The following is a 16,780-nucleotide window of genomic DNA, read 5'->3' on the forward strand; positions in this document are numbered from 1 at the left end:
CGGCTGATGATCGGGACAGCGGGCCTGCTTGCGGCTGCGGCCTTGGCGTCCAGCGTCTCGGCCCAGACATGCGAGCTGGTGGCGCGGGACGGGCCGCAGACGGTGCGGATCGAGTACAACCCCTTCGCCATCGGACCGTCGTCCGGCGCGCTGGACATCGACCTGGAGAACCGGGGCGACGCCGCCTGCGATGTGCGGATGTCGTTCACCGACGACGTCGGCGTTGAAGTCACCAGCGTAGTCCTGGGTAATGTGGGCGTGCAATTCCGGCCGCGTGAGGCGTCGGGCGTGCAGATGGCCGATGTGCAGACAGCCGTGTTCCAATATCAGCTCGCTCCGGGCGCCAAGGGGCAGGCTCAGTTCGACGCCGCTGTGGTGCAGGGAGCGGTGGCCGACGCCGGCGAATACGGCGTGAATCTGCGTCTGGTCGTGAAGACGGCGGACGGCGAACCGATCGGAGCGCCGATCCCGGTGCGGCTGATCCTTCAGGCGACGCCCAGAGCGCAACTGAATCTGGCGGGCGCAGCGGGAGCCTTCGGCACGGGCTCCAGCGTTGAGGTCGTGGATTTCGGCGAGGCGATCGCCGGCGTCACCCGGCGGATATTCCTTCAGGTCCGCGCCAATACGATGGCGACGGTGTCGGTTTCGTCTCAGCACGGCGGCGTCATGCGCCGGGTGGAGGAGGCGCCCGACGCCCCGGCCTTGCCCTACACAGTGGATTTGGACGGTGATGGTGTTGATCTGTCGACCCTGTGGACAAAACAGATTGATCCGCCGCGGACCCTGGCCGGTATTTCCGTTCCGATGACCTTCATTTTGGGGCCTGTCGCCGGCGCTATGGAAGGTCGTTATGCGGACGTTCTAACGATAGACATCTCCCCCAAATGAACTGACCCATTTTGGGACTTTATAGCGGCGTGTTAAATTTCGTGCCAGAACGAATTTCTTTACAACGCTAAGTATGCTGTTTGTCAGATCTGTGAAGTCATCGAAGTTTTTTATTTAGTGTTGATCAAACGTACCCACTAGGGAGAATCTTTAAAGCGCAGCTTATTAAAATCCCGATTTCTCATTTTGAACCTTGAAAAGCCACCGATACGCGACCAACAATGTGGAATTAGAGGATGCGCTGTTCAGCTTTCAGGAGCTGATGGTCCTTAGGGCCTGGCGTGCGGGAGGTTAGGGCGATGATCGGAGAGCAGACCACGACGACGCTTGGATCGGATACGGGGAGCCCCGTTGACGGATTGTGGATAAGCCGATCTGAAGCGGCCTTCGGCGATATCCGCTCGTTCCATCCCCCTTCCGCGCCTCGCGATCTACCGGAAGCGGACGCTTGGTTTGAGGCCGATGATACGGCCCGCTTTATTCTGGATGCAGACGGTCGGGTTCTACGCACCAACGCCAAGGCGCGCGCCCTGGCCGACTGCGGCATGGTGGGGTCGCGCGGTCTGTTTATCTGCGCGGCGCATCGCAGCCGGGCGGAGCTGGACGCGCTGTTGCGGGACCTGGCCGATGGAAATCGGTCGAGCGGACGCATTCTGTTCCGCACCGGCGACGACGAGTGGTGCATCCTGGATCTGATGACGACGCCCGAGGCGCCGTGCCGAGTGTTCGCCACGGCCCAGCCGGTCAAACCGCTGGACGTGGCCAAGATCACGGCTCTCGGGGCGGTCTTCGGTCTGACCCGCGCTGAGACGGCGGTGCTGCTGCACCTGACCGCCGGCGCCACGCCCAAGGACATCGGCCGCAAGCTGGATATGTCGATCCATACCGTGCGGGCGCACCTGCGCTCGATCTGCATGCGGATGGGCGTCAAGGGCATCAACGGCGCCCTGCGGCTCAGTTTCCAGATGAGCTGACGCGCGGATCAGACGTCCAGGTCGGCGACGGCGAAGCGGGCGTTTTCCTGGATGAACTGATAGCGGGCCTCGGCCTTGCGGCCCATCAGGCGCTCGACCAGATCCTCGATCTCTTCCTCGCTGTCGGGCAGGGAGACGCGGGCCAGGGTCCGCTTCTTCGGGTCCATGGTGGTCTCTTTCAGCTGAGAGGCCATCATCTCGCCCAGGCCCTTGAACCGGCCGATCTCGGTCTTCTTGCCCTTGAAAACGGTGGCCAGAAGCTCGTCGCGGTGGGCGTCGTCGCGGGCGTACTCCGACAGCGGACCCGCCGAAATCCGATAGAGCGGCGGCAGGGCCATATAGAGCCGTCCCTGACGGATCAGGTCTGGCATGGAGCGGTAGAAGAAGGTGATCAGTAGGGCCGCGATGTGGGCGCCGTCGACGTCGGCGTCGGTCATGATCACCACGCGCTCATAGCGCAGATCGTCGACGCTGAAACGGCTGCCCGCCTGCACGCCGAGCGCCAGCATCAGGTCGGTCAGTTCGATATTCTGGCGCAGCTTGTCCGCCGTGGCCGAGGCGACGTTCAGGATCTTGCCGCGCAGGGGCAGGATGGCCTGGGTGGTGCGGTCGCGCGCCTGCTTGGCCGAGCCGCCGGCCGAGTCGCCCTCGACGATGAAGAGTTCGGTGCCCTCGGCGGCTTGTCGTGAGCAGTCCGACAGCTTGCCCGGCAGGCGCAGCTTGCGCGTGGCGGCGGCGCGCTGGACTTCCTTGTCCTTGCGGCGGCGCAAGCGGTCCTCGGCGCGGTCGACGACGAAGCCGAGCAGGGCGTTGGCCTGTTTCGGGCTTTCGGTCAGCCAGTGATCGAAGGGGTCGCGCAGCAGTTGCTCGGCCAGGCGCGCGCCCTCGGGCGAGGACAGGCGGTCCTTGGTCTGACCCTGGAACTCGGGGTTGCGGATGAAGATGGAGATCAGGGCGCCCGCATTGGCGATGACGTCTTCCGCCGTGATCTGGGCGGCGCGCTTCTCGTTGATCAGCTCGCCATAGGCCTTCAGCCCCTTGACCAGGGCGGCGCGGAAACCGGCCTCGTGGGTGCCGCCGTCGGGGGTCGAGACGGTGTTGCAGTAGGAGGCGACGAAGCTGTCCGCGTCGCCGAAGCCGATCGGCGACCAGGTGACGGCCCATTCCAGCGCGCCCGCCTCGCCCTTGCGCTCGACGCGCCCGGCGAAGACGGGGGTGACGGTTTCCAGTTCGCCCACGCGCTCGGCCAGGGCGTCGGCCAGGCCGCCGGGGAAGTGCAGGGTCGCCTGGGCGGGCGTCTGGTCGGTGATGCGCTCAGGGGCGCAGCTCCAGCGGATCTCGACGCCGCGGAACAGATAGGCCTTGGCCCGGGTCATGCGGAACAGGCGGGCGGGCTTGAAGGTCGCGCCGACGCCGAAGATCTGCTCGTCCGGCTTGAACCGGATCAGGGTGCCCTTCTTCTTCGACGGGCCGATCTGCTGGATCGGGCCTTGCGACAGGCCGCGGCTGAAGGATTGGCGCCATTCGAAGCCGTCGCGCCACACCGTGACGTCCAGGCTTTCCGACAGGGCGTTGACGACCGAGACGCCGACGCCGTGCAGGCCGCCCGAGGTCTCATAGGCCTTGCCCGAGAATTTGCCGCCCGAGTGCAGCACCGTCATGACGACTTCCAGCGCCGACTTGCCCGGATGGCGCGGGTGCGGATCGACGGGAATGCCGCGCCCGTCGTCGCGCACCGACAGATAGCCCTCGGCGTCCAGATCGACGGTGATCAGCTTGGCGTGCTTGGCGACGGCTTCGTCCATCGCATTGTCCAGCACTTCGGCGAACAGATGGTGCAGGGCGCGCTCGTCGGTGCCGCCGATATACATGCCGGGGCGTTTGCGGACGGGCTCAAGCCCTTCCAGCACCTCGATCGAGGAGGCCGAATAGCCGGTGGCGGCCGCCGTCGCCGTGCTGGCGTGGGACGTCAGCTCGACCTTCGGCTCATGCACCGGCGCAGGCGCTGCCTGAAGGGCCGCCGGGGGCGTCGCCGCAGGAGCGGGCGCCGCAGCGGGAGCGGCGGGCTTGGTCGGTTCGGCGTCGTCGAGCTTGGAAAACAGATCGTCCATCAGGGCATTTTGCGGCGATTCGGGGCAGGGTCTGGTAGGCTTCGCAGAGAGCGGGGGCAAGCGTCGCCTCATTCAGGCCTGTTGACCATCAGGTTGCGGGTCATCAGGGCGACGAACAGGGTCCAGGGCAGGTCCTGGTGCCGCATCAGCACGCTCTCCGACAGGCTGAGCAGCAGGAAGGCGGCCAGATAGGCCAGGCTCCAGTAGCCCTCCCGCCGACCCAGGCCGGACAGGCGGATCAGGACGGCGGACGAGGTCACGGCGACGACGGCGCCGACCAGGCCGACGCCCGTCCAGCCCAGTTCGGCGCGCAGGTCCAGCCAGCCCTGGTGAGCGGACGGCACGCGCCAGCCCGTCTCATGGCGGATCCATTCCATCGGCTCGGCGTGCGGCAGCCAGAAGGCGCTGTAGCCATAGCCGAGCCAGGGTTTGCGTTCGGTCATGCGGCCGATGGCGTCCCAGATTTCGGTTCGCCCGGTGAGGCTGGGGTCCTTGCCGAAGAGGGCCAGAATCTCGACGGAAAACTCGCTCCAGATCCACAGGCCGCCGAGCAGGGCGACGCCCAGACACCAGACGGCGACGACGCCGAACACCGGACCCATCCGCCGGATCGCCAGACACAGGACCACCAGCCCGGCGCCCAGCATGGCCATGATGAGGGCGGTCTTGGATTGCGACCCCAACAGCGCCACGGCGCAGACGCCTAGCGCGATCAGCGCCAGGTTCCGGTCGGCCTTCTGCTCCTGAGCGGCCATCAGGGCGGCGGCGGAGATCAGGCCCACGGCCATGACCATGCCCAGCTGGTTCTTTTCATACCACAGGCCGCGCCACATTCCGGCGTTGACGTCGGCGTGCACGCCAAAGCCGGGAAAGGCGAAGACGGAGATCAGGCTGCCGACGCCAAGGGCCAGGAAGGCGGCGGTCAGCATTCGGGGCAGGGCGATCCCCCGAAAAACCGCGCCCAGATAGATCGCAAAGACGCCGGTCAGAACCAGGGCCAGCACGCGGCGCTCGGTCACCTCCGGCGCCTGGGACCACAGGCTGGACGCTAACGCCAGCGCCGCCATCAGCAGCAGGGGAATGAAGGCGGGCCAGGCCGCCGCCATCCGCCGCGCGCGAAACGCGGCCAGCCCCAGGATCACCAGATAGATCGGCGGCCAGATCAGCCGAAGCACCGGCGTTTCCTGCTGCTGTGGTGCGAAGATCGGGCCGAGCAGGGCGCCGGACAACAGAGCCAGAATCAGAGCCGCCGCCGCCTGTTCCCACAGGGTGGGGGTGTCGGAGACCGGACGTCGAAGGGCGTCGGCCCCCGTCACGCCTTCTCCACGAAGGTGTCGATGACCTTCTTCTCGCCGGCCTTGTCGAAGGTGACGACCAGCTTGTTGCCCTCCACCGCGCGGACGTGGCCGTAGCCGAACTTCTGGTGGAAGACGCGGTCGCCGCGCGACCAGCCGGACGCCGCCTTGGGATCGGCGGTGGCGATCAGGCGGCCTTCGCCCTCGATCACGGCGCGGCGGGCGTAGGCGGGCTTGGGCGTCTGGGCGGCGGTGTAGGTCTGGGCGCGCTTCCAGCCGGGGCTGGAATAGCCGCCGCCGAACGAGGGAGCCTCGTCCCAGCGGCTCTTGGCCTCCTTCATCCCGCTCGAGGCGCCGTAGTAGCCGGTGTCCGACTGCGGCTCGACGTGGGCCAGGGGCAGTTCATCGACGAAGCGGCTGGGCAGTTGCGAGGTCCAGCGGCCGTAGACCATGCGGTTGGCGGCGAAGCTGATGCGCGCATCCTGCTTGGCGCGGGTGACGCCAACGTAGGCCAGGCGGCGTTCCTCCTCCAGCCCCTTCACGCCCTTCTCGTCGATGCTGCGTTGGCTGGGGAAGACGCCTTCCTCCCAGCCCGGCAAGAAGACCAGGGGGAACTCCAGCCCCTTGGCGCCGTGCAGGGTCATGATCTGCACCGAGCCCGAGCCGTCGGCGTTCTCGTCGCGGCGCTCCAGGTCCATGACGAGCGAAACGTGCTCCAGATAGGCCTGCAGCGTCTCGAACTGCTGCATCGACTGGGTCAGTTCCTTCAGGTTGTCCAGGCGGGTCTGGCCGCTGGTGCGGTCGGCCTTCTGCATGGCGGTGTAGCCGCTCTCGTCCAGCAGGGTCTCCGTGACCTGCCAGTGCGGCGTGCCCATGGCCATCAGGTCGCGCCAGCGGTCCAGATCGCGCACGAAGTTGGCCAGCGGCGTGCGGGTGCGCGCTTGAAGCTCGTCCGTCGTGATCAGGTGACGCACCGCCCGCATGGCCGAGACGCCGTTCTCGCGCGCGATGTGCAGGATTTTCTGGACGCTGGTGTCGCCGATGCCGCGCTTGGGCGTGTTGACGATGCGCTCGAAGGCCAGGTCGTCGTCCTCGGACTGGATCAGCCGCAGATAAGCGTGGGCGTCGCGGATTTCCGCCCGCTCGAAGAAGCGCGGCCCGCCGATGACGACATAGGGAATGGCCAGCATCAGGAAGCGTTCTTCAAACGCCCGCATCTGAAACGACGCGCGAACAAGGACGGCCATGTCCTTGTAATTCATGCCCTGTTTGCGGGCTGTCTCGATCTCGTCGGCGATCAGGCGGGCTTCGGCCTCGCCGTCCCAGACGCCGCGCACGCGCACCTTGTCGCCGCTGTCGTCCTCGGTCCACAGGGTCTTGCCCAGCCGGTCCTGATTGGCCGCGATCAGGGCCGAGGCCGCGCCGAGGATATGCTTGGTCGAGCGGTAGTTGCGCTCTAGCCGGATGACCTTGGCGCCGGGAAAGTCGCGCTCGAAGCGCAGGATGTTGTCCACCTCGGCCCCGCGCCAGCCATAGATCGACTGATCGTCGTCGCCCACGCAGCAGACGTTGCCGGTCGAGGAGGTCAGCAGCCGCAGCCACAGATACTGGGCGACGTTGGTGTCCTGATATTCGTCCACCAGGATGTAGCGGAACCGGCGGCGATATTCCTCAGCCAGATCAGCGTGTTTGGACAGGATGGTGATGTTGTGCAGCAGCAAGTCGCCGAAGTCGCAGGCGTTCAGTGTCGCCAGCCGCGCCTGATAGGCGGCGTAGAGCGCCGGGCCCTTCCCGTTGGCGAAGTCTTCGTCGGGCGGCAGCTTGTCGGGCGTCCAGCCGCGGTTCTTCCAGTGGTCGATCATATGGGCCAGCGACTTGGGCGTGAACCGCTTGGTGTCGATGTTGGCCGCTTCCAGCAGCTGCTTCAGCAGCCGCTCCTGATCGTCGGTGTCCAAGATGGTGAAGCTGGACTTCAGCCCGACCAGTTCCGCATGACGACGCAGGATCTGTGCGGCCACCGAGTGGAAGGTGCCCAGCCAGCGCAACCCCTCGGCCGACGGGCCGATCAGGTGGCCGATCCGTTCGCGCATCTCGCGCGCAGCCTTGTTGGTGAAGGTGACGACCAGCAGCTCCCACGGCTTGGCCCGGCCGGTCGCCAGAATGTGCGCCAGACGGGTGGTCAGGACGCGCGTCTTGCCCGTGCCGGCTCCGGCCAGCACCAGAACCGGCCCCTCGGTCGTCTCCACCGCCTCGCGCTGTTCGGGGTTGAGCCCGGCCAGATAGTCGGACGTCGCGCCTTGCGGAGCACCTTGCGGACTCTGGGCGCGGGCGAGGTCGGAAATGCGGGGAGCGGGCAGGTCGGTCACAGGGGCGGGTACTCGGGACAGCGTCTGGGCGTCTGGGGCGGGCGGGGCGCCCATGCGGAATCTGGAAGAGGAGAACATAAGCAGCACAGCGGCCAAAGTCAGTCCCCTTCAGCCAGGGAATGAACGGAACCGTGAAGCCAGAGCGTCGTTGTCCCAAATGACAGGGACTACATAGGAAGGGATGCCTGATGGCGGAGAACTCAAGCAGCGGCGGCAACGCCGGTCTCGCCTTTATCGTAGGCGGTTTGGTGGTGGTGGTGGCCATACTGGCCTGGTTCCTGCTGGGCCGAGGCGCCGCGCCGGAGACCAAGAACGTCGATGTCGACGTCAAACTGCCTGAAGTTTCGGCGCCGGCCGTCCCGGGCGGCAACTGAGGTCGCGCGATGACGGACCCTAACCTCCCGCCCGAGCGCGTCGTTCATCAGACGACCATCAACACCGCCCCGCCGCCACGCAAAGGCGGGGGAGCGGGCCTGGCCTTCCTGGTGGGCGGGCTGCTGGTCGCCGTGGCGGTGATCGCCTGGTTCGTCTTCGCCGGGGGACGCGCGCCTGCGCCGGAGGCGCCGAACCTCGATGTGGACATAAGCGTACCCGCGCCGCGCATGCCCGACGTTCCAGATCGCCCCGCGCCGCCGGAACTCCCCCGCCCCAGCGAGACCCCTCAGGTGACGACGCCGGAACCCAAGGCCTGACGCCGTGACGGTCGGCCTGAAGCGCGTCTATGAGTCTCCGTCTCAGGCGGACGGGACGCGCATTCTGGTCGACCGCCTGTGGCCCCGCGGGCTGAGCAAGGGCAAGGCGCAAGTCGACCTCTGGCTGAAAGAGGTGGCGCCCAGCACTGAGTTGCGCCAGTGGTTCAACCACGATCCCGAAAAATGGCCCGAGTTCCAGCATCGGTACTGCGCCGAGCTGATGGCGAACGCCGAGGCGGTCTCGGAGCTGAAGGCCGCACTGGCGAGCGGCCGAGCGACGCTGGTCTATGGGGCGAAAGATGAAGAGCACAACGACGCGGTCGTGCTCGCGGCCTTTCTAGGCGGCACCTGAGCCGACTATTTCAGGCGGTAGCTGATCGTCGTGACGACGCGCACCTTCTTGTTCGGGGAGCTAGCCTCGTCGCCGGTTCCGTCGCGCGATAGGATCTCGAAAGACCCCTGGCCGGCCGTCTTGATGGGGCCGAGCGGCGCGCCGGAATCCTTGGCGAACTGTTCGGCACCGCTGCGCGCGGCGGCGGTGGCCTCGGCGATCATGGCCGGGCGCACGTCGTTGAGCTTGGTAAAGATGTAGGACGGGCCGTTGAAGTCCTGCAGCACCACGCCCTGGCGCACCAGATCGTTCAGATTACGCGTCGTGGTCTGCACGCGGTCCACGTCGGTGGTGCGCACGATCACGGTCTGGGTCAGGATGAAGCGCGGCCCGCCGGTCTGGCTCATGTATTCGCGCGAACGGGTGTCGGCGACGCCCAGCTGGCCGAGGTCGACAGCATCGTCGGGATAGCCCTGCGCCTTCAGGAACTGGCGCACGATGGCCAGGTCGCCGTCGATGCGGCTCTGGACCTCGGAAAGCACGTCGCCGGAGGTGGTGAAGCGGATCGGCAGGACGGCCAGATCGGCCTTCACGTCCTTTTCCGCCAGGCCGCGCACCGTGACGGAGCGGTCGCCGGCGCGGGCGTTGACTACGCCCTGTCCGATCAAGGCGCCGCCGCCGATCAGGCCGACAGCCACCAGGCCGCCGAAGACAGCCGCCGGGATGAGGCGAGCGGTGTCGATGCGATTATCGCTCATGGGGTCTTCTCTTCTGCAAAGCTGCGGTCGCCGCCCGCCCATTGCAGGGCCAGGACGCGGCAGGATGACGCCAGGGGGCGGCGGCCCCGCCAGTCGTCGATACGGATCATCAGTCCGGCGCGGCTCAAGGAAAGCTCCGCCCCGATGGCGTCCAGAATGGCCCAGAACTCAGGCTCCAGCGCCACCGATGTGGCGTGGCCTGACAGCAGGACGGATCGTTTAATGAGACCGCTCAAGGCTTACCGCACGCCCACCATGACGATGTCGGCGCTGTTCGACGCGCCGCGGGTCAGCACCGAATGGCGTGTGTCGGTCGTGAAGCGCAGGGCGCCGGCGGCATCGCGAATTTCTGCTCGGGCGGCGTATTCAAAGCGGCTGTCGATCTCGTCGTTCGGAACGGACAGGGTGACGGCGTAAGGGGGCGCGCGGCCATCCAAAGGCTGCCGCGACTCGGCGAGCACGCGCGATGGAGCGTCCGCGCGACTGACGTCCTCGATCCTGACCGTCAGGGTATGGCCGGGCGGCAGCATGATGCGCTCACGATAGGTCGCGGTGACCCGGACTTCGGTCGTGTCGCTCGACGGTTCGGGCGAGGTGGTGCAGGCTGCCGCCATCAGGGCAGGGATCATGACGAGCGGGGCGAGAAAAGAGCGCATCAGCGCCTCCATTGCATAAGGTCAGCTTAGCAGAACGCATCAGCGCGACATATGGCTGCAACGCTTGAGAGACGGGACGCCCGAGCGGTGGTATCGCCATGTGTCGTTTAGTCCTGTCGAGTGCGCCTGAGTGCCCCAGTCTGATGCTCCATCGCCAGAAGGCGGATCGTCGTTTCTCCGGTCGCCGGCCATGCTGGCCTTCGGCGGCGTGGGCGTTTGCGCCCTGATCTGGGGCACCACCTGGTACGCCATCACGTTCCAGTTGGGCGCTGTGGACCCGGTGGTGTCGGTGGTGCTGCGGTTCGGGATCGCCTCGGCCCTGCTGGCGCTCGTCGTCAAGGCGACGGGCGGGCGGCTGGCCCTGACGCGCACTCAGCATCTGGCGGCGCTGGGGCAGGGGCTGTTCTCGTTCGCCATCAGCTACGCCTTCGTCTACGCCTCGGAGGAGAAGATCGCCTCGGCGGTGGTGGCGGTGATTTTCGCCGCCTTGGCCTTCCTGAATCTGATCCTGTTCCGCGTCGCCTCGGGCCAGAAGGCGGCGCCGTCCGCCTGGCTGGGCGCCGGGATGGGCGTGGCGGGCGTCGGCGTTCTGTCTGCGGGCGAGGTGATGGGCGCGGGGCTGGGCGTCCATGCCGTGGCGGGCGTCAGCTTCGCCCTGATCGCTGTCGTCGCCTCGGCCTTCGGCAACTGGTTCGCCTGGCGCGGCCAGCAGGCGGGCTCGCAGGTGCTGCCTTCGACCGCGTGGGCCATGGCCTATGGCACGGGAACGCTGGCGCTCTACGCCCTGGTCACAGGGGTGTCGTGGTCGGTCGCCTGGAGCCCGGCCTATATCGTTTCCCTGCTGTACCTGGCGGTGTTTGGCTCGGTCATCGCCTTCGGCCTGTACTTCACCATCGCCAGGGCGAGGGGCTATGCGCTGGCCAGCTACATCTCGGCCCTGACGCCGCCGATCGCCATGCTGGTGTCGGTCATGTTCGAGGGCGCCCGCTTCGGCGTCCTGGCCTTGGCGGGCCTGGCCCTTGTGCTGGCCGGGCAGTTGTTCCTGATCCGCGCGCCAAAGCGATCGGCGGCCTAGGCGTCGTCAGGCTTTTCCAACTTGTGACCGTCCAGCCGGGCGGCGTCGCGCTCGCGCTCCGTCTGGGTGGTCAGCCGTTCGACCTTGGTGCGGCCGAAGGTCAGGCGGTTGGCCTCGGCCGTACGCTTGGCGTCGACCTTGGCGCGCGCCTTGCGCGCCCGGTTCAAGTTGACGATCTCGGCCATCAGGCGCGTCCCGGCATCGGGCGGGGCATCGACATTGTGAACTCCCACGATAGGCTTGGCGGTGAACCCATGGCGGGCGGGCTCGTTGTCTCAGCGTCCCTCACAGCCATTGGAGTCAATCATGATAAACGCCTCGATGATCAAGGAACATCAGGAAGTCGTCGGTTCCGACGGCGGCCACGTCGGCCGGGTGGACCACGTAAAGGGCGATCAGATCGAGCTGGCCAAACTGGATCTGGGTTCAGGCCTGAAGCACCATATGATCCCGGTCAGCTGGGTGTCCCGCGTCGACGAGCACGTTCATCTCAACCTCAGCAAGGACGAGGCCAAGGCGCGCTGGACCGAGAAGCACTAGTCACGCCTTACCGTGATTTCATCGAAGGCCCCGCTGCAATCAGCGGGGCCTTTCGCCATATGAGGGGGGTGGTGACGCGAAAGGGCCGATGATTTGATCCGATTGATCCTCAATCTGCTGTGGCTCTTCCTGGGCGGCTTCGCCTCGGGTCTGGCTTGGTTGTTCGGCGGACTGCTGCTGGCGCTGACCGTCGTGGGCTTGCCGTGGGCGTTCTCGGCGTGGCGGATCGCCAGCTATTCCTTCTGGCCGTTCGGGCGCGAGATCGTCTGGCGCGATCCGAACCCGGCTGATCTGGGCGCAGGCTGCCTGGGTGTCGGGCTGAACGTGATCTGGCTGGTGCTGGCGGGCTGGTACATCGCCCTGGCGCATATCCTGATCGCCGTGCCGCAGTTCGTCAGCCTGATCGGCATTCCGTTCGCGCTGAAGAATGTCGAACTGGCGCGGCTGTCGCTGGCGCCGGTGGGGCGGACCATCCGCGACAAGGGCTGAACATGAAAAACGCCGGCCGGGGCGAACCCGACCGGCGTCTTCATATCTGGTGATGCCCGCGGCTCACTGCGGCGCGATCATCTTCTCGGGGCGGACGTATTCGTCGAACTCGGCGTCGGTCAGATAGCCGCCGCCGACGGCTTCCTGGCGCAGGGTGGTGCCGTTCTTGTGCGCCGTCTTGGCGATCTTGGCGCAGGTGTCGTAGCCCAGCTTGGCGTTCAGAGCGGTGACCAGCATCAGGCTGTTTTCCAGGCCATCCTTGATGTTGTCCTCGCGCGGCTCGATGCCGACGACGCAGTTGTCGGTGAAGCTGATGGCCGCGTCGGCGACCAGGCGCACCGACTGCAGGAAGTTGTAGGCCATGACCGGGTTGTAGACGTTCAGCTCGAAGTGGCCTTGCGAACCCGCGAACGAGATGGCGGCGTTGTTGCCGAACACCTGGGCGCAGACCTGGGTCAGGGCTTCGCTCTGGGTCGGGTTGACCTTGCCCGGCATGATGGACGAGCCCGGCTCGTTTTCCGGCAGCGACAGCTCGCCCAGACCGGCGCGCGGGCCCGAGCCCAGGAAGCGGATGTCGTTGGCGATCTTGAACAGCGAGGCGGCGACCGTGTTGATCGCGCCGTGGGTGAAGACCATGGCATCGTGGGCGGCCAGGGCCTCGAACTTGTTCGGTGCCGTGGTGAAGGGCAGGCCGGTGATCTTGCCGATGTTCTCGGCGACCTTTTCAGCAAAGCCCACGGGCGCGTTCAGGCCGGTGCCGACGGCAGTGCCGCCCTGGGCCAGCTCCATCAGGCGCGGCAGGGTCAGCTCAATGCGCTCGATGCCCATGGCGACCTGGTGGGCGTAGCCGCCGAACTCCTGGCCCAGCGTCAGGGGCGTGGCGTCCTGGGTGTGGGTGCGGCCGATCTTGATGATGTGGGCCCAGGCCTTGGCCTTGGCGTCCAGCGCGGCGTGCAGGTGCTTCAGCGCGGGCAGCAGGTCGTTGACCACCTGCTCGGCGCAGGCGACGTGCATGGCCGTCGGATAGGTGTCGTTCGACGACTGGCTCATGTTGACGTGGTCGTTGGGGTGGACCGGCTTCTTGGAGCCCATCTCGCCGCCCAGCATCTCGATGGCGCGGTTCGAGATCACCTCATTGGCGTTCATGTTCGACTGGGTGCCCGAACCGGTTTGCCAGACGACCAGCGGGAAGTGGTCGTTCAGCTTGCCCTCGATCACTTCATTGGCGGCGGCGATGATGGCGTCGGCCAGCTTGGCGTCCAGCTTGCCCAGGTCGCGGTTGGTCTCGGCCGCGGCGCGCTTGACGACGCCGAGCGCACGCACGATCGGCAGCGGCATCTTCTCCCAGCCGATCTTGAAGTTGCCGAGCGAGCGCTGGGCTTGCGCGCCCCAATAGCGATCAGCGGCGACCTCGATGGGGCCGAAGGTGTCGGTTTCGATACGAACGTTGCTCATGTGCGCGGGACTCGTCTCTCAGGCGTGGCGGGAAGATGCCGGGCGGTGTAGCACGCAGGCGCGGCGGAGCAAGGCGAGCCGCTGATCACGAAAGGCGGACGGCGCGTGCACGGCTGGATCGGAACCGGAAAGGTCAGGGCGCGCGAGCAGGGCGAGGCGGTCGAGATCACCATCGACGGCCTGACCACCCAGGCCAAATACTACAAGCCGCTGGTCTATGAGTTCATGCGCAAGGAGTGGGTGTCGCGCCCCTCCTGGGGCGACTACGTCGTCGAGATCGTGATGGAGCACGTCGGCGACCCGCCGTGGATGGATCTGGACAATCTGGCCAAGGCCCTGCTGGACGCCATCAAGGGCTATCTGTTCCACGACGACAGCCAAGTCGCCCGCCTGCTGGTCGAACGCCGCGAAGGCGAGCGCGAGCGGATCAGCATCAGGGTGTTTCCGAGGGGGTAAAGGCAGGGGCGCTCGGTCCGTCTGGACAGGGGTCGGTTTCGGGACGGGGCCTAAGTCAAAAAGCGCCCGGTTGCGAACATTCGATATCTGCGCATATCGTCAGCGAATGCGGGCACCCGGGACTTTTGAAACCGAGCGATTGCGCCTGCGTCCAGTCCAGAGAATGGATGCTGCGGACATTTTTCAATATGCGGGCGAGGTCCCTCCGACCCGTTTCATGCCGTTCCAACGCCATCAAGATATTGCTGACAGTCTGGCGTTCGCGCAGCGTTGTGAAGGCTGCTGGATCGAGGGCTCGGCTTTCCCTTGGGCTGTTACCGAGAAGATGTCTGAGCGCTTTTTAGGGGTGCTGGAACTGCGATTATCACCGCCCAAGGCTGACTTCGGCTACATCTTCGCTGAACCCTTCTGGGGAAAGGGCTTCGCCACCGAAGCCGCATCCGCCGTGGTCGCCTGGGCAATTGCTCAGCCCTCAATCCTTCGCGTCTGGGCAACATGCCATCCTAGCAACGTGGCGTCGGCTGCGGTCCTCCGTAGGGCGGGGCTAAGCTACGAAGCGACGCTGGCGAGTTGGGAAGCGCGCCCTCAACTTGGCGAAGTCGCCGGCCCGAGCGATTGCTACGCTCTCACGAGGTCCGCGACAGGATGATCGCCTTCACCCTTAGGCGAACCTCGCTTCACGACCCTGTGTGGATGTTTATGGAGCCTGAGTAACCTCGGGGTACCGGCGCTCGGGCGCTGAGGCCAAGGCGACGCTTGAAGCCTATTTCTTCCGGAACTGGTCCAGAGAGACGACCTTGGGACCGTCGTCGCCGGAAGGCGGCGGGGCTGCGGCCTCCGGGTCGCGCGCGGGCGGCGACAGGGGGGCGATCTCGGCCTCGACGATTTCCGGCTCGTCGAACTGTAGCAGGAACTGCACGCTGGGATCGTAGAAACGAACCACGGCGCTATAGGGCACGGTCAGCACCTTGGGCGCGCCGCCGAACTTCAGCATCACCGAGAACAGGTCAGGCTCGACCGCCAGATCCCAATACTGGTGCTGCAGCACCACCGTCATCTCGTCCGGATATTTGGCCAGGACGTCGGGCGGGACGCTGACGCCCGCCGCGCGGGTCTTGAAGGTGATGTAGAAATGGTGGGCGCCGGGGATGCCCTCGGGCATGGCCGCGCGCTCCAGCGCCAGGCGGATCACGCCGCGCAGGGCGTCCTGGGCGAGCTGCTCATAGTGCATCTCGTCGACAGGGGGAGTTTGATCCGTCATCAGCGCCTCAAAACAGGGGAACGCGTGACTGTTACCCGCCAAGCGCAGGCGACGGAAGACGCAGAGTCGCCGCCGGATCAGGAATTTCGATTTTTGCGAGAAGCGCCGGGATTCTGTTGCCAGGCTCCCGACAGGCCCCGCCTAAGGATCTGAACCCCTAGGACTTAAGTGTTCGAAATCAACCGAACCGCATTACGCGGCGAGGCGGACTTCTCCAGCGAAGTTATCGTTCGCAGTTAGATAAAGGCCCGATGCGGTGGGCCAGGACGAGCGAAAGCAATCCTCTTTACACGTCCGTCGATGCTAGTCGGCCCCATGCTGCCTCCGCCGATAACGCGGGGAAGAAGTTGGTGGAGCCGCCGGGATTCGCACCCGGGTCCGGTCCGCTTATTACAGGCGCGTTTATCGCCATAGCCCGGGCGAACCCGAGCAGGATCAATATAGTATGGGCGACGCCGCCTTCCAAGGGGCTGGCGCAGAAGTTCATGCGAAACCGGGATGGCGAGGCCAGTCTCGCTGCTGGTTGCGGAACCACGTCAACTGGCGCTTGGCGTAGTTGCGGGTGGATTGCTTCACGGCGGCGACGGCGTCGTCCAGCGACAGGTCGCCCGCCAGATGCGCCGCCAGCTCCCGCACGCCGACAGCCTTCATGGCGGGCAAATCGGGGGGCAGGTCGCGGGCGACAAGGGCGCGAACCTCGTCCAGAGCGCCGTGGGCCATCATTACATCGACGCGGGCGTCGCAGGCGGCGTAAAGGCGTTCGCGCGGGGGCTCCACGACAAGGGCCTCATAGCTGCCGGGCGCCAGCAGGGGGCGGGTGTCGGCCTTCCAGTCACTGAGGGCGCGGCCGCTGGCGCGATGCACGCTAAAGGCGCGGACCAGCCGCTGGCGGTCTGCGGGGAAGATGGCGGCCTCGGCGGCCGGATCGATGTGCGCCAGGCGGCGCCGGAAAACGGCCTCGCCCTCGGCGTCGAACTCGGCCTGAACGGCGTCGCGGACGTCGACCGGGACAGGCGGGATGTCGGCCAGCCCCTTGGTCAGGGCGTTGAAGTAGAGGCCCGTCCCCCCGACCAGCAGGGCCGGGCGGCCCTCGGCGGCCAGTTCGGCGAGCAGATCCATCACCGCACGGCTCCAGCGCCCCACGGACCAGGCGTCGGCGGCGTCGGCGACGCCGTAGAGGCGGTGCGGAATCTCGGCCTCGTCCTCGGCGGACGGCCGGGCGCTGAGCACGCGCAGGTCGGCGTACAACTGCTGGCTGTCGGCGTTGATGATGAGGGCGTCCGTTTCGCGCGCGCGCTGCATCGCCAGCCGCGACTTGCCTGAGGCGGTGGGGCCGGCGATCAGGGTGAGGAGGGGCTGGGACAAAGGATCAACTCGCGAACGGACGCTTAGGGCGATAGAACGCCCGTCACCGGCCCGGCAAGTCCGTCGGG

At 66.4% G+C, this 16,780-nt stretch carries 20 protein-coding genes and 1 other RNA gene; 10 read left to right on the plus strand and 11 right to left on the minus strand.

Features of this window, described 5'->3' with window-relative positions; genetic code table 11:
• Positions 1 to 6 precede the first annotated feature (6 nt).
• Positions 7 to 888 (plus strand): hypothetical protein, encoded by an 882-nt coding sequence (locus ACLBV5_RS00180; protein ID WP_447604486.1) that lies wholly within the window; start codon positions 7 to 9, stop codon positions 886 to 888.
• A gap of 299 nt (positions 889 to 1,187) precedes the next feature.
• Positions 1,188 to 1,862: a helix-turn-helix transcriptional regulator gene (locus ACLBV5_RS00185; RefSeq protein ID WP_278069231.1), complete on the plus strand. Its 675-nt coding sequence runs from the start codon at positions 1,188 to 1,190 to the stop codon at positions 1,860 to 1,862.
• 8 nt (positions 1,863 to 1,870) lie between these two features.
• Here ACLBV5_RS00185 and ACLBV5_RS00190 read toward each other — a convergent pair whose 3' ends face one another.
• The 3 genes from ACLBV5_RS00190 to ACLBV5_RS00200 form a co-directional block, all read right to left on the minus strand.
• Positions 1,871 to 3,973: a DNA topoisomerase IV subunit B gene (locus tag ACLBV5_RS00190; RefSeq protein WP_447604487.1), complete on the minus strand. Its 2,103-nt coding sequence runs from the start codon at positions 3,971 to 3,973 to the stop codon at positions 1,871 to 1,873.
• Positions 3,974 to 4,041: 68 nt separating this feature from the next.
• Entirely contained in the window at positions 4,042 to 5,289 is a 1,248-nt protein-coding gene (locus ACLBV5_RS00195) for an O-antigen ligase family protein (RefSeq protein ID WP_447604488.1), read from the minus strand.
• Positions 5,286 to 7,688, minus strand: coding sequence for an ATP-dependent helicase (locus ACLBV5_RS00200; RefSeq protein ID WP_447604489.1), 2,403 nt, complete (start codon positions 7,686 to 7,688; stop codon positions 5,286 to 5,288). Before ACLBV5_RS00200 ends, ACLBV5_RS00195 begins: the two co-directional genes overlap by 4 nt.
• A gap of 134 nt (positions 7,689 to 7,822) precedes the next feature.
• Here ACLBV5_RS00200 and ACLBV5_RS00205 point away from each other — a divergent pair, with 134 nt between their 5' ends.
• The 3 genes from ACLBV5_RS00205 to ACLBV5_RS00215 are packed head-to-tail and all read left to right on the plus strand — an operon-like array spanning position 7,823 to position 8,678.
• Positions 7,823 to 8,008: a hypothetical protein gene (locus ACLBV5_RS00205; RefSeq protein WP_025977489.1), complete on the plus strand. Its 186-nt coding sequence runs from the start codon at positions 7,823 to 7,825 to the stop codon at positions 8,006 to 8,008.
• A gap of 9 nt (positions 8,009 to 8,017) precedes the next feature.
• Positions 8,018 to 8,326 carry a hypothetical protein gene (locus ACLBV5_RS00210; RefSeq protein WP_025977488.1) on the plus strand — a complete coding sequence of 103 codons (309 nt, stop codon included), beginning with the start codon at positions 8,018 to 8,020 and terminating at the stop codon, positions 8,324 to 8,326.
• A 4-nt stretch (positions 8,327 to 8,330) separates the two neighbouring features.
• Positions 8,331 to 8,678, plus strand: coding sequence for a DUF488 domain-containing protein (locus tag ACLBV5_RS00215; protein WP_313632955.1), 348 nt, complete (start codon positions 8,331 to 8,333; stop codon positions 8,676 to 8,678).
• A gap of 5 nt (positions 8,679 to 8,683) precedes the next feature.
• Here ACLBV5_RS00215 and ACLBV5_RS00220 read toward each other — a convergent pair whose 3' ends face one another.
• Genes ACLBV5_RS00220 through ACLBV5_RS00230 form a run of 3 tightly spaced genes read right to left on the minus strand, consistent with a single transcriptional unit; the run spans position 8,684 to position 10,071 of the window.
• A complete protein-coding gene (locus tag ACLBV5_RS00220) occupies positions 8,684 to 9,415 on the minus strand; it encodes an SIMPL domain-containing protein (RefSeq protein ID WP_134581184.1) in 732 nt (243 codons plus the stop codon).
• Positions 9,412 to 9,651: a ribbon-helix-helix domain-containing protein gene (locus ACLBV5_RS00225; protein ID WP_025977485.1), complete on the minus strand. Its 240-nt coding sequence runs from the start codon at positions 9,649 to 9,651 to the stop codon at positions 9,412 to 9,414. The genes ACLBV5_RS00220 and ACLBV5_RS00225 overlap by 4 nt, the downstream gene beginning before the upstream one ends.
• A gap of 3 nt (positions 9,652 to 9,654) precedes the next feature.
• The gene (locus ACLBV5_RS00230; protein ID WP_134581183.1) at positions 9,655 to 10,071 is read right to left on the minus strand and encodes a YbaY family lipoprotein; all 417 of its coding nucleotides are present in this window, start codon (positions 10,069 to 10,071) and stop codon (positions 9,655 to 9,657) included.
• A gap of 190 nt (positions 10,072 to 10,261) precedes the next feature.
• Here ACLBV5_RS00230 and ACLBV5_RS00235 point away from each other — a divergent pair, with 190 nt between their 5' ends.
• Entirely contained in the window at positions 10,262 to 11,146 is an 885-nt protein-coding gene (locus ACLBV5_RS00235; protein WP_303683726.1) for a DMT family transporter, read from the plus strand.
• Here ACLBV5_RS00235 and ACLBV5_RS00240 read toward each other — a convergent pair.
• Positions 11,143 to 11,331: a DUF4169 family protein gene (locus ACLBV5_RS00240; protein WP_303683725.1), complete on the minus strand. Its 189-nt coding sequence runs from the start codon at positions 11,329 to 11,331 to the stop codon at positions 11,143 to 11,145. The two genes, ACLBV5_RS00235 and ACLBV5_RS00240, sit on opposite strands and share 4 nt — an antisense overlap.
• Before the next feature lie 121 nt (positions 11,332 to 11,452).
• On the opposite strand from ACLBV5_RS00240, the gene ACLBV5_RS00245 reads away from it, so the two are divergent.
• Together ACLBV5_RS00245 and ACLBV5_RS00250 are read left to right on the plus strand one after the other, a co-directional pair.
• Complete coding sequence (locus ACLBV5_RS00245) at positions 11,453 to 11,686, plus strand: DUF2171 domain-containing protein (protein ID WP_003167222.1); 234 nt, start codon at positions 11,453 to 11,455, stop codon at positions 11,684 to 11,686.
• Positions 11,687 to 11,779: 93 nt separating this feature from the next.
• Positions 11,780 to 12,175, plus strand: a complete 396-nt coding sequence (locus ACLBV5_RS00250; protein WP_303683724.1) for a YccF domain-containing protein — start codon at positions 11,780 to 11,782, stop codon at positions 12,173 to 12,175.
• Positions 12,176 to 12,238: 63 nt separating this feature from the next.
• On the opposite strand, the gene fumC is transcribed toward ACLBV5_RS00250, so the two are convergent.
• Entirely contained in the window at positions 12,239 to 13,630 is a 1,392-nt protein-coding gene (gene fumC / locus ACLBV5_RS00255) for a class II fumarate hydratase (protein ID WP_121482825.1), read from the minus strand.
• 105 nt (positions 13,631 to 13,735) lie between these two features.
• Between fumC and ACLBV5_RS00260 the strand changes: the two genes are divergently transcribed.
• Both ACLBV5_RS00260 and ACLBV5_RS00265 read left to right on the plus strand, forming a co-directional pair.
• A complete protein-coding gene (locus tag ACLBV5_RS00260) occupies positions 13,736 to 14,086 on the plus strand; it encodes a RusA family crossover junction endodeoxyribonuclease (RefSeq protein WP_447604490.1) in 351 nt (116 codons plus the stop codon).
• A gap of 106 nt (positions 14,087 to 14,192) precedes the next feature.
• Positions 14,193 to 14,735, plus strand: a complete 543-nt coding sequence (locus tag ACLBV5_RS00265; RefSeq protein ID WP_447604908.1) for a GNAT family N-acetyltransferase — start codon at positions 14,193 to 14,195, stop codon at positions 14,733 to 14,735.
• Between the two features lie 114 nt (positions 14,736 to 14,849).
• Here ACLBV5_RS00265 and ACLBV5_RS00270 read toward each other — a convergent pair whose 3' ends face one another.
• The 3 genes from ACLBV5_RS00270 to miaA form a co-directional block, all read right to left on the minus strand.
• A complete protein-coding gene (locus ACLBV5_RS00270) occupies positions 14,850 to 15,347 on the minus strand; it encodes a ClpXP protease specificity-enhancing factor SspB (RefSeq protein ID WP_312447053.1) in 498 nt (165 codons plus the stop codon).
• Between the two features lie 101 nt (positions 15,348 to 15,448).
• Positions 15,449 to 15,817: a transfer-messenger RNA gene (gene ssrA / locus ACLBV5_RS00275) on the minus strand.
• 13 nt (positions 15,818 to 15,830) lie between these two features.
• Complete coding sequence (gene miaA, locus ACLBV5_RS00280; RefSeq protein WP_447604491.1) at positions 15,831 to 16,712, minus strand: tRNA (adenosine(37)-N6)-dimethylallyltransferase MiaA; 882 nt, start codon at positions 16,710 to 16,712, stop codon at positions 15,831 to 15,833.
• Positions 16,713 to 16,780 lie beyond the last annotated feature (68 nt).

It is taken from the genome of Brevundimonas sp. M1A4_2e, from assembly GCF_053345555.1.

Excerpts from the sequence above, each read along its gene's own strand:
- ACLBV5_RS00180 (WP_447604486.1), top strand. The coding sequence starts at position 7 with ATGATCGGGACAGCGGGCCTGCTTGCGGCTGCGGCCTTGGCGTCCAGC.
- ACLBV5_RS00185 (WP_278069231.1), top strand. The coding sequence starts at position 1,188 with ATGATCGGAGAGCAGACCACGACGACGCTTGGATCGGATACGGGGAGC.
- ACLBV5_RS00190 (WP_447604487.1), bottom strand. The coding sequence starts at position 3,973 with ATGGACGATCTGTTTTCCAAGCTCGACGACGCCGAACCGACCAAGCCC.
- ACLBV5_RS00200 (WP_447604489.1), bottom strand. The coding sequence starts at position 7,688 with ATGGGCGCCCCGCCCGCCCCAGACGCCCAGACGCTGTCCCGAGTACCC.
- ACLBV5_RS00205 (WP_025977489.1), top strand. The coding sequence starts at position 7,823 with ATGGCGGAGAACTCAAGCAGCGGCGGCAACGCCGGTCTCGCCTTTATC.
- ACLBV5_RS00210 (WP_025977488.1), top strand. The coding sequence starts at position 8,018 with ATGACGGACCCTAACCTCCCGCCCGAGCGCGTCGTTCATCAGACGACC.
- ACLBV5_RS00220 (WP_134581184.1), bottom strand. The coding sequence starts at position 9,415 with ATGAGCGATAATCGCATCGACACCGCTCGCCTCATCCCGGCGGCTGTC.
- ACLBV5_RS00230 (WP_134581183.1), bottom strand. The coding sequence starts at position 10,071 with ATGCGCTCTTTTCTCGCCCCGCTCGTCATGATCCCTGCCCTGATGGCG.
- ACLBV5_RS00235 (WP_303683726.1), top strand. The coding sequence starts at position 10,262 with ATGCTGGCCTTCGGCGGCGTGGGCGTTTGCGCCCTGATCTGGGGCACC.
- ACLBV5_RS00240 (WP_303683725.1), bottom strand. The coding sequence starts at position 11,331 with ATGGCCGAGATCGTCAACTTGAACCGGGCGCGCAAGGCGCGCGCCAAG.
- ACLBV5_RS00245 (WP_003167222.1), top strand. The coding sequence starts at position 11,453 with ATGATAAACGCCTCGATGATCAAGGAACATCAGGAAGTCGTCGGTTCC.
- fumC (WP_121482825.1), bottom strand. The coding sequence starts at position 13,630 with ATGAGCAACGTTCGTATCGAAACCGACACCTTCGGCCCCATCGAGGTC.
- ACLBV5_RS00265 (WP_447604908.1), top strand. The coding sequence starts at position 14,193 with ATGCGGGCACCCGGGACTTTTGAAACCGAGCGATTGCGCCTGCGTCCA.
- ACLBV5_RS00270 (WP_312447053.1), bottom strand. The coding sequence starts at position 15,347 with ATGACGGATCAAACTCCCCCTGTCGACGAGATGCACTATGAGCAGCTC.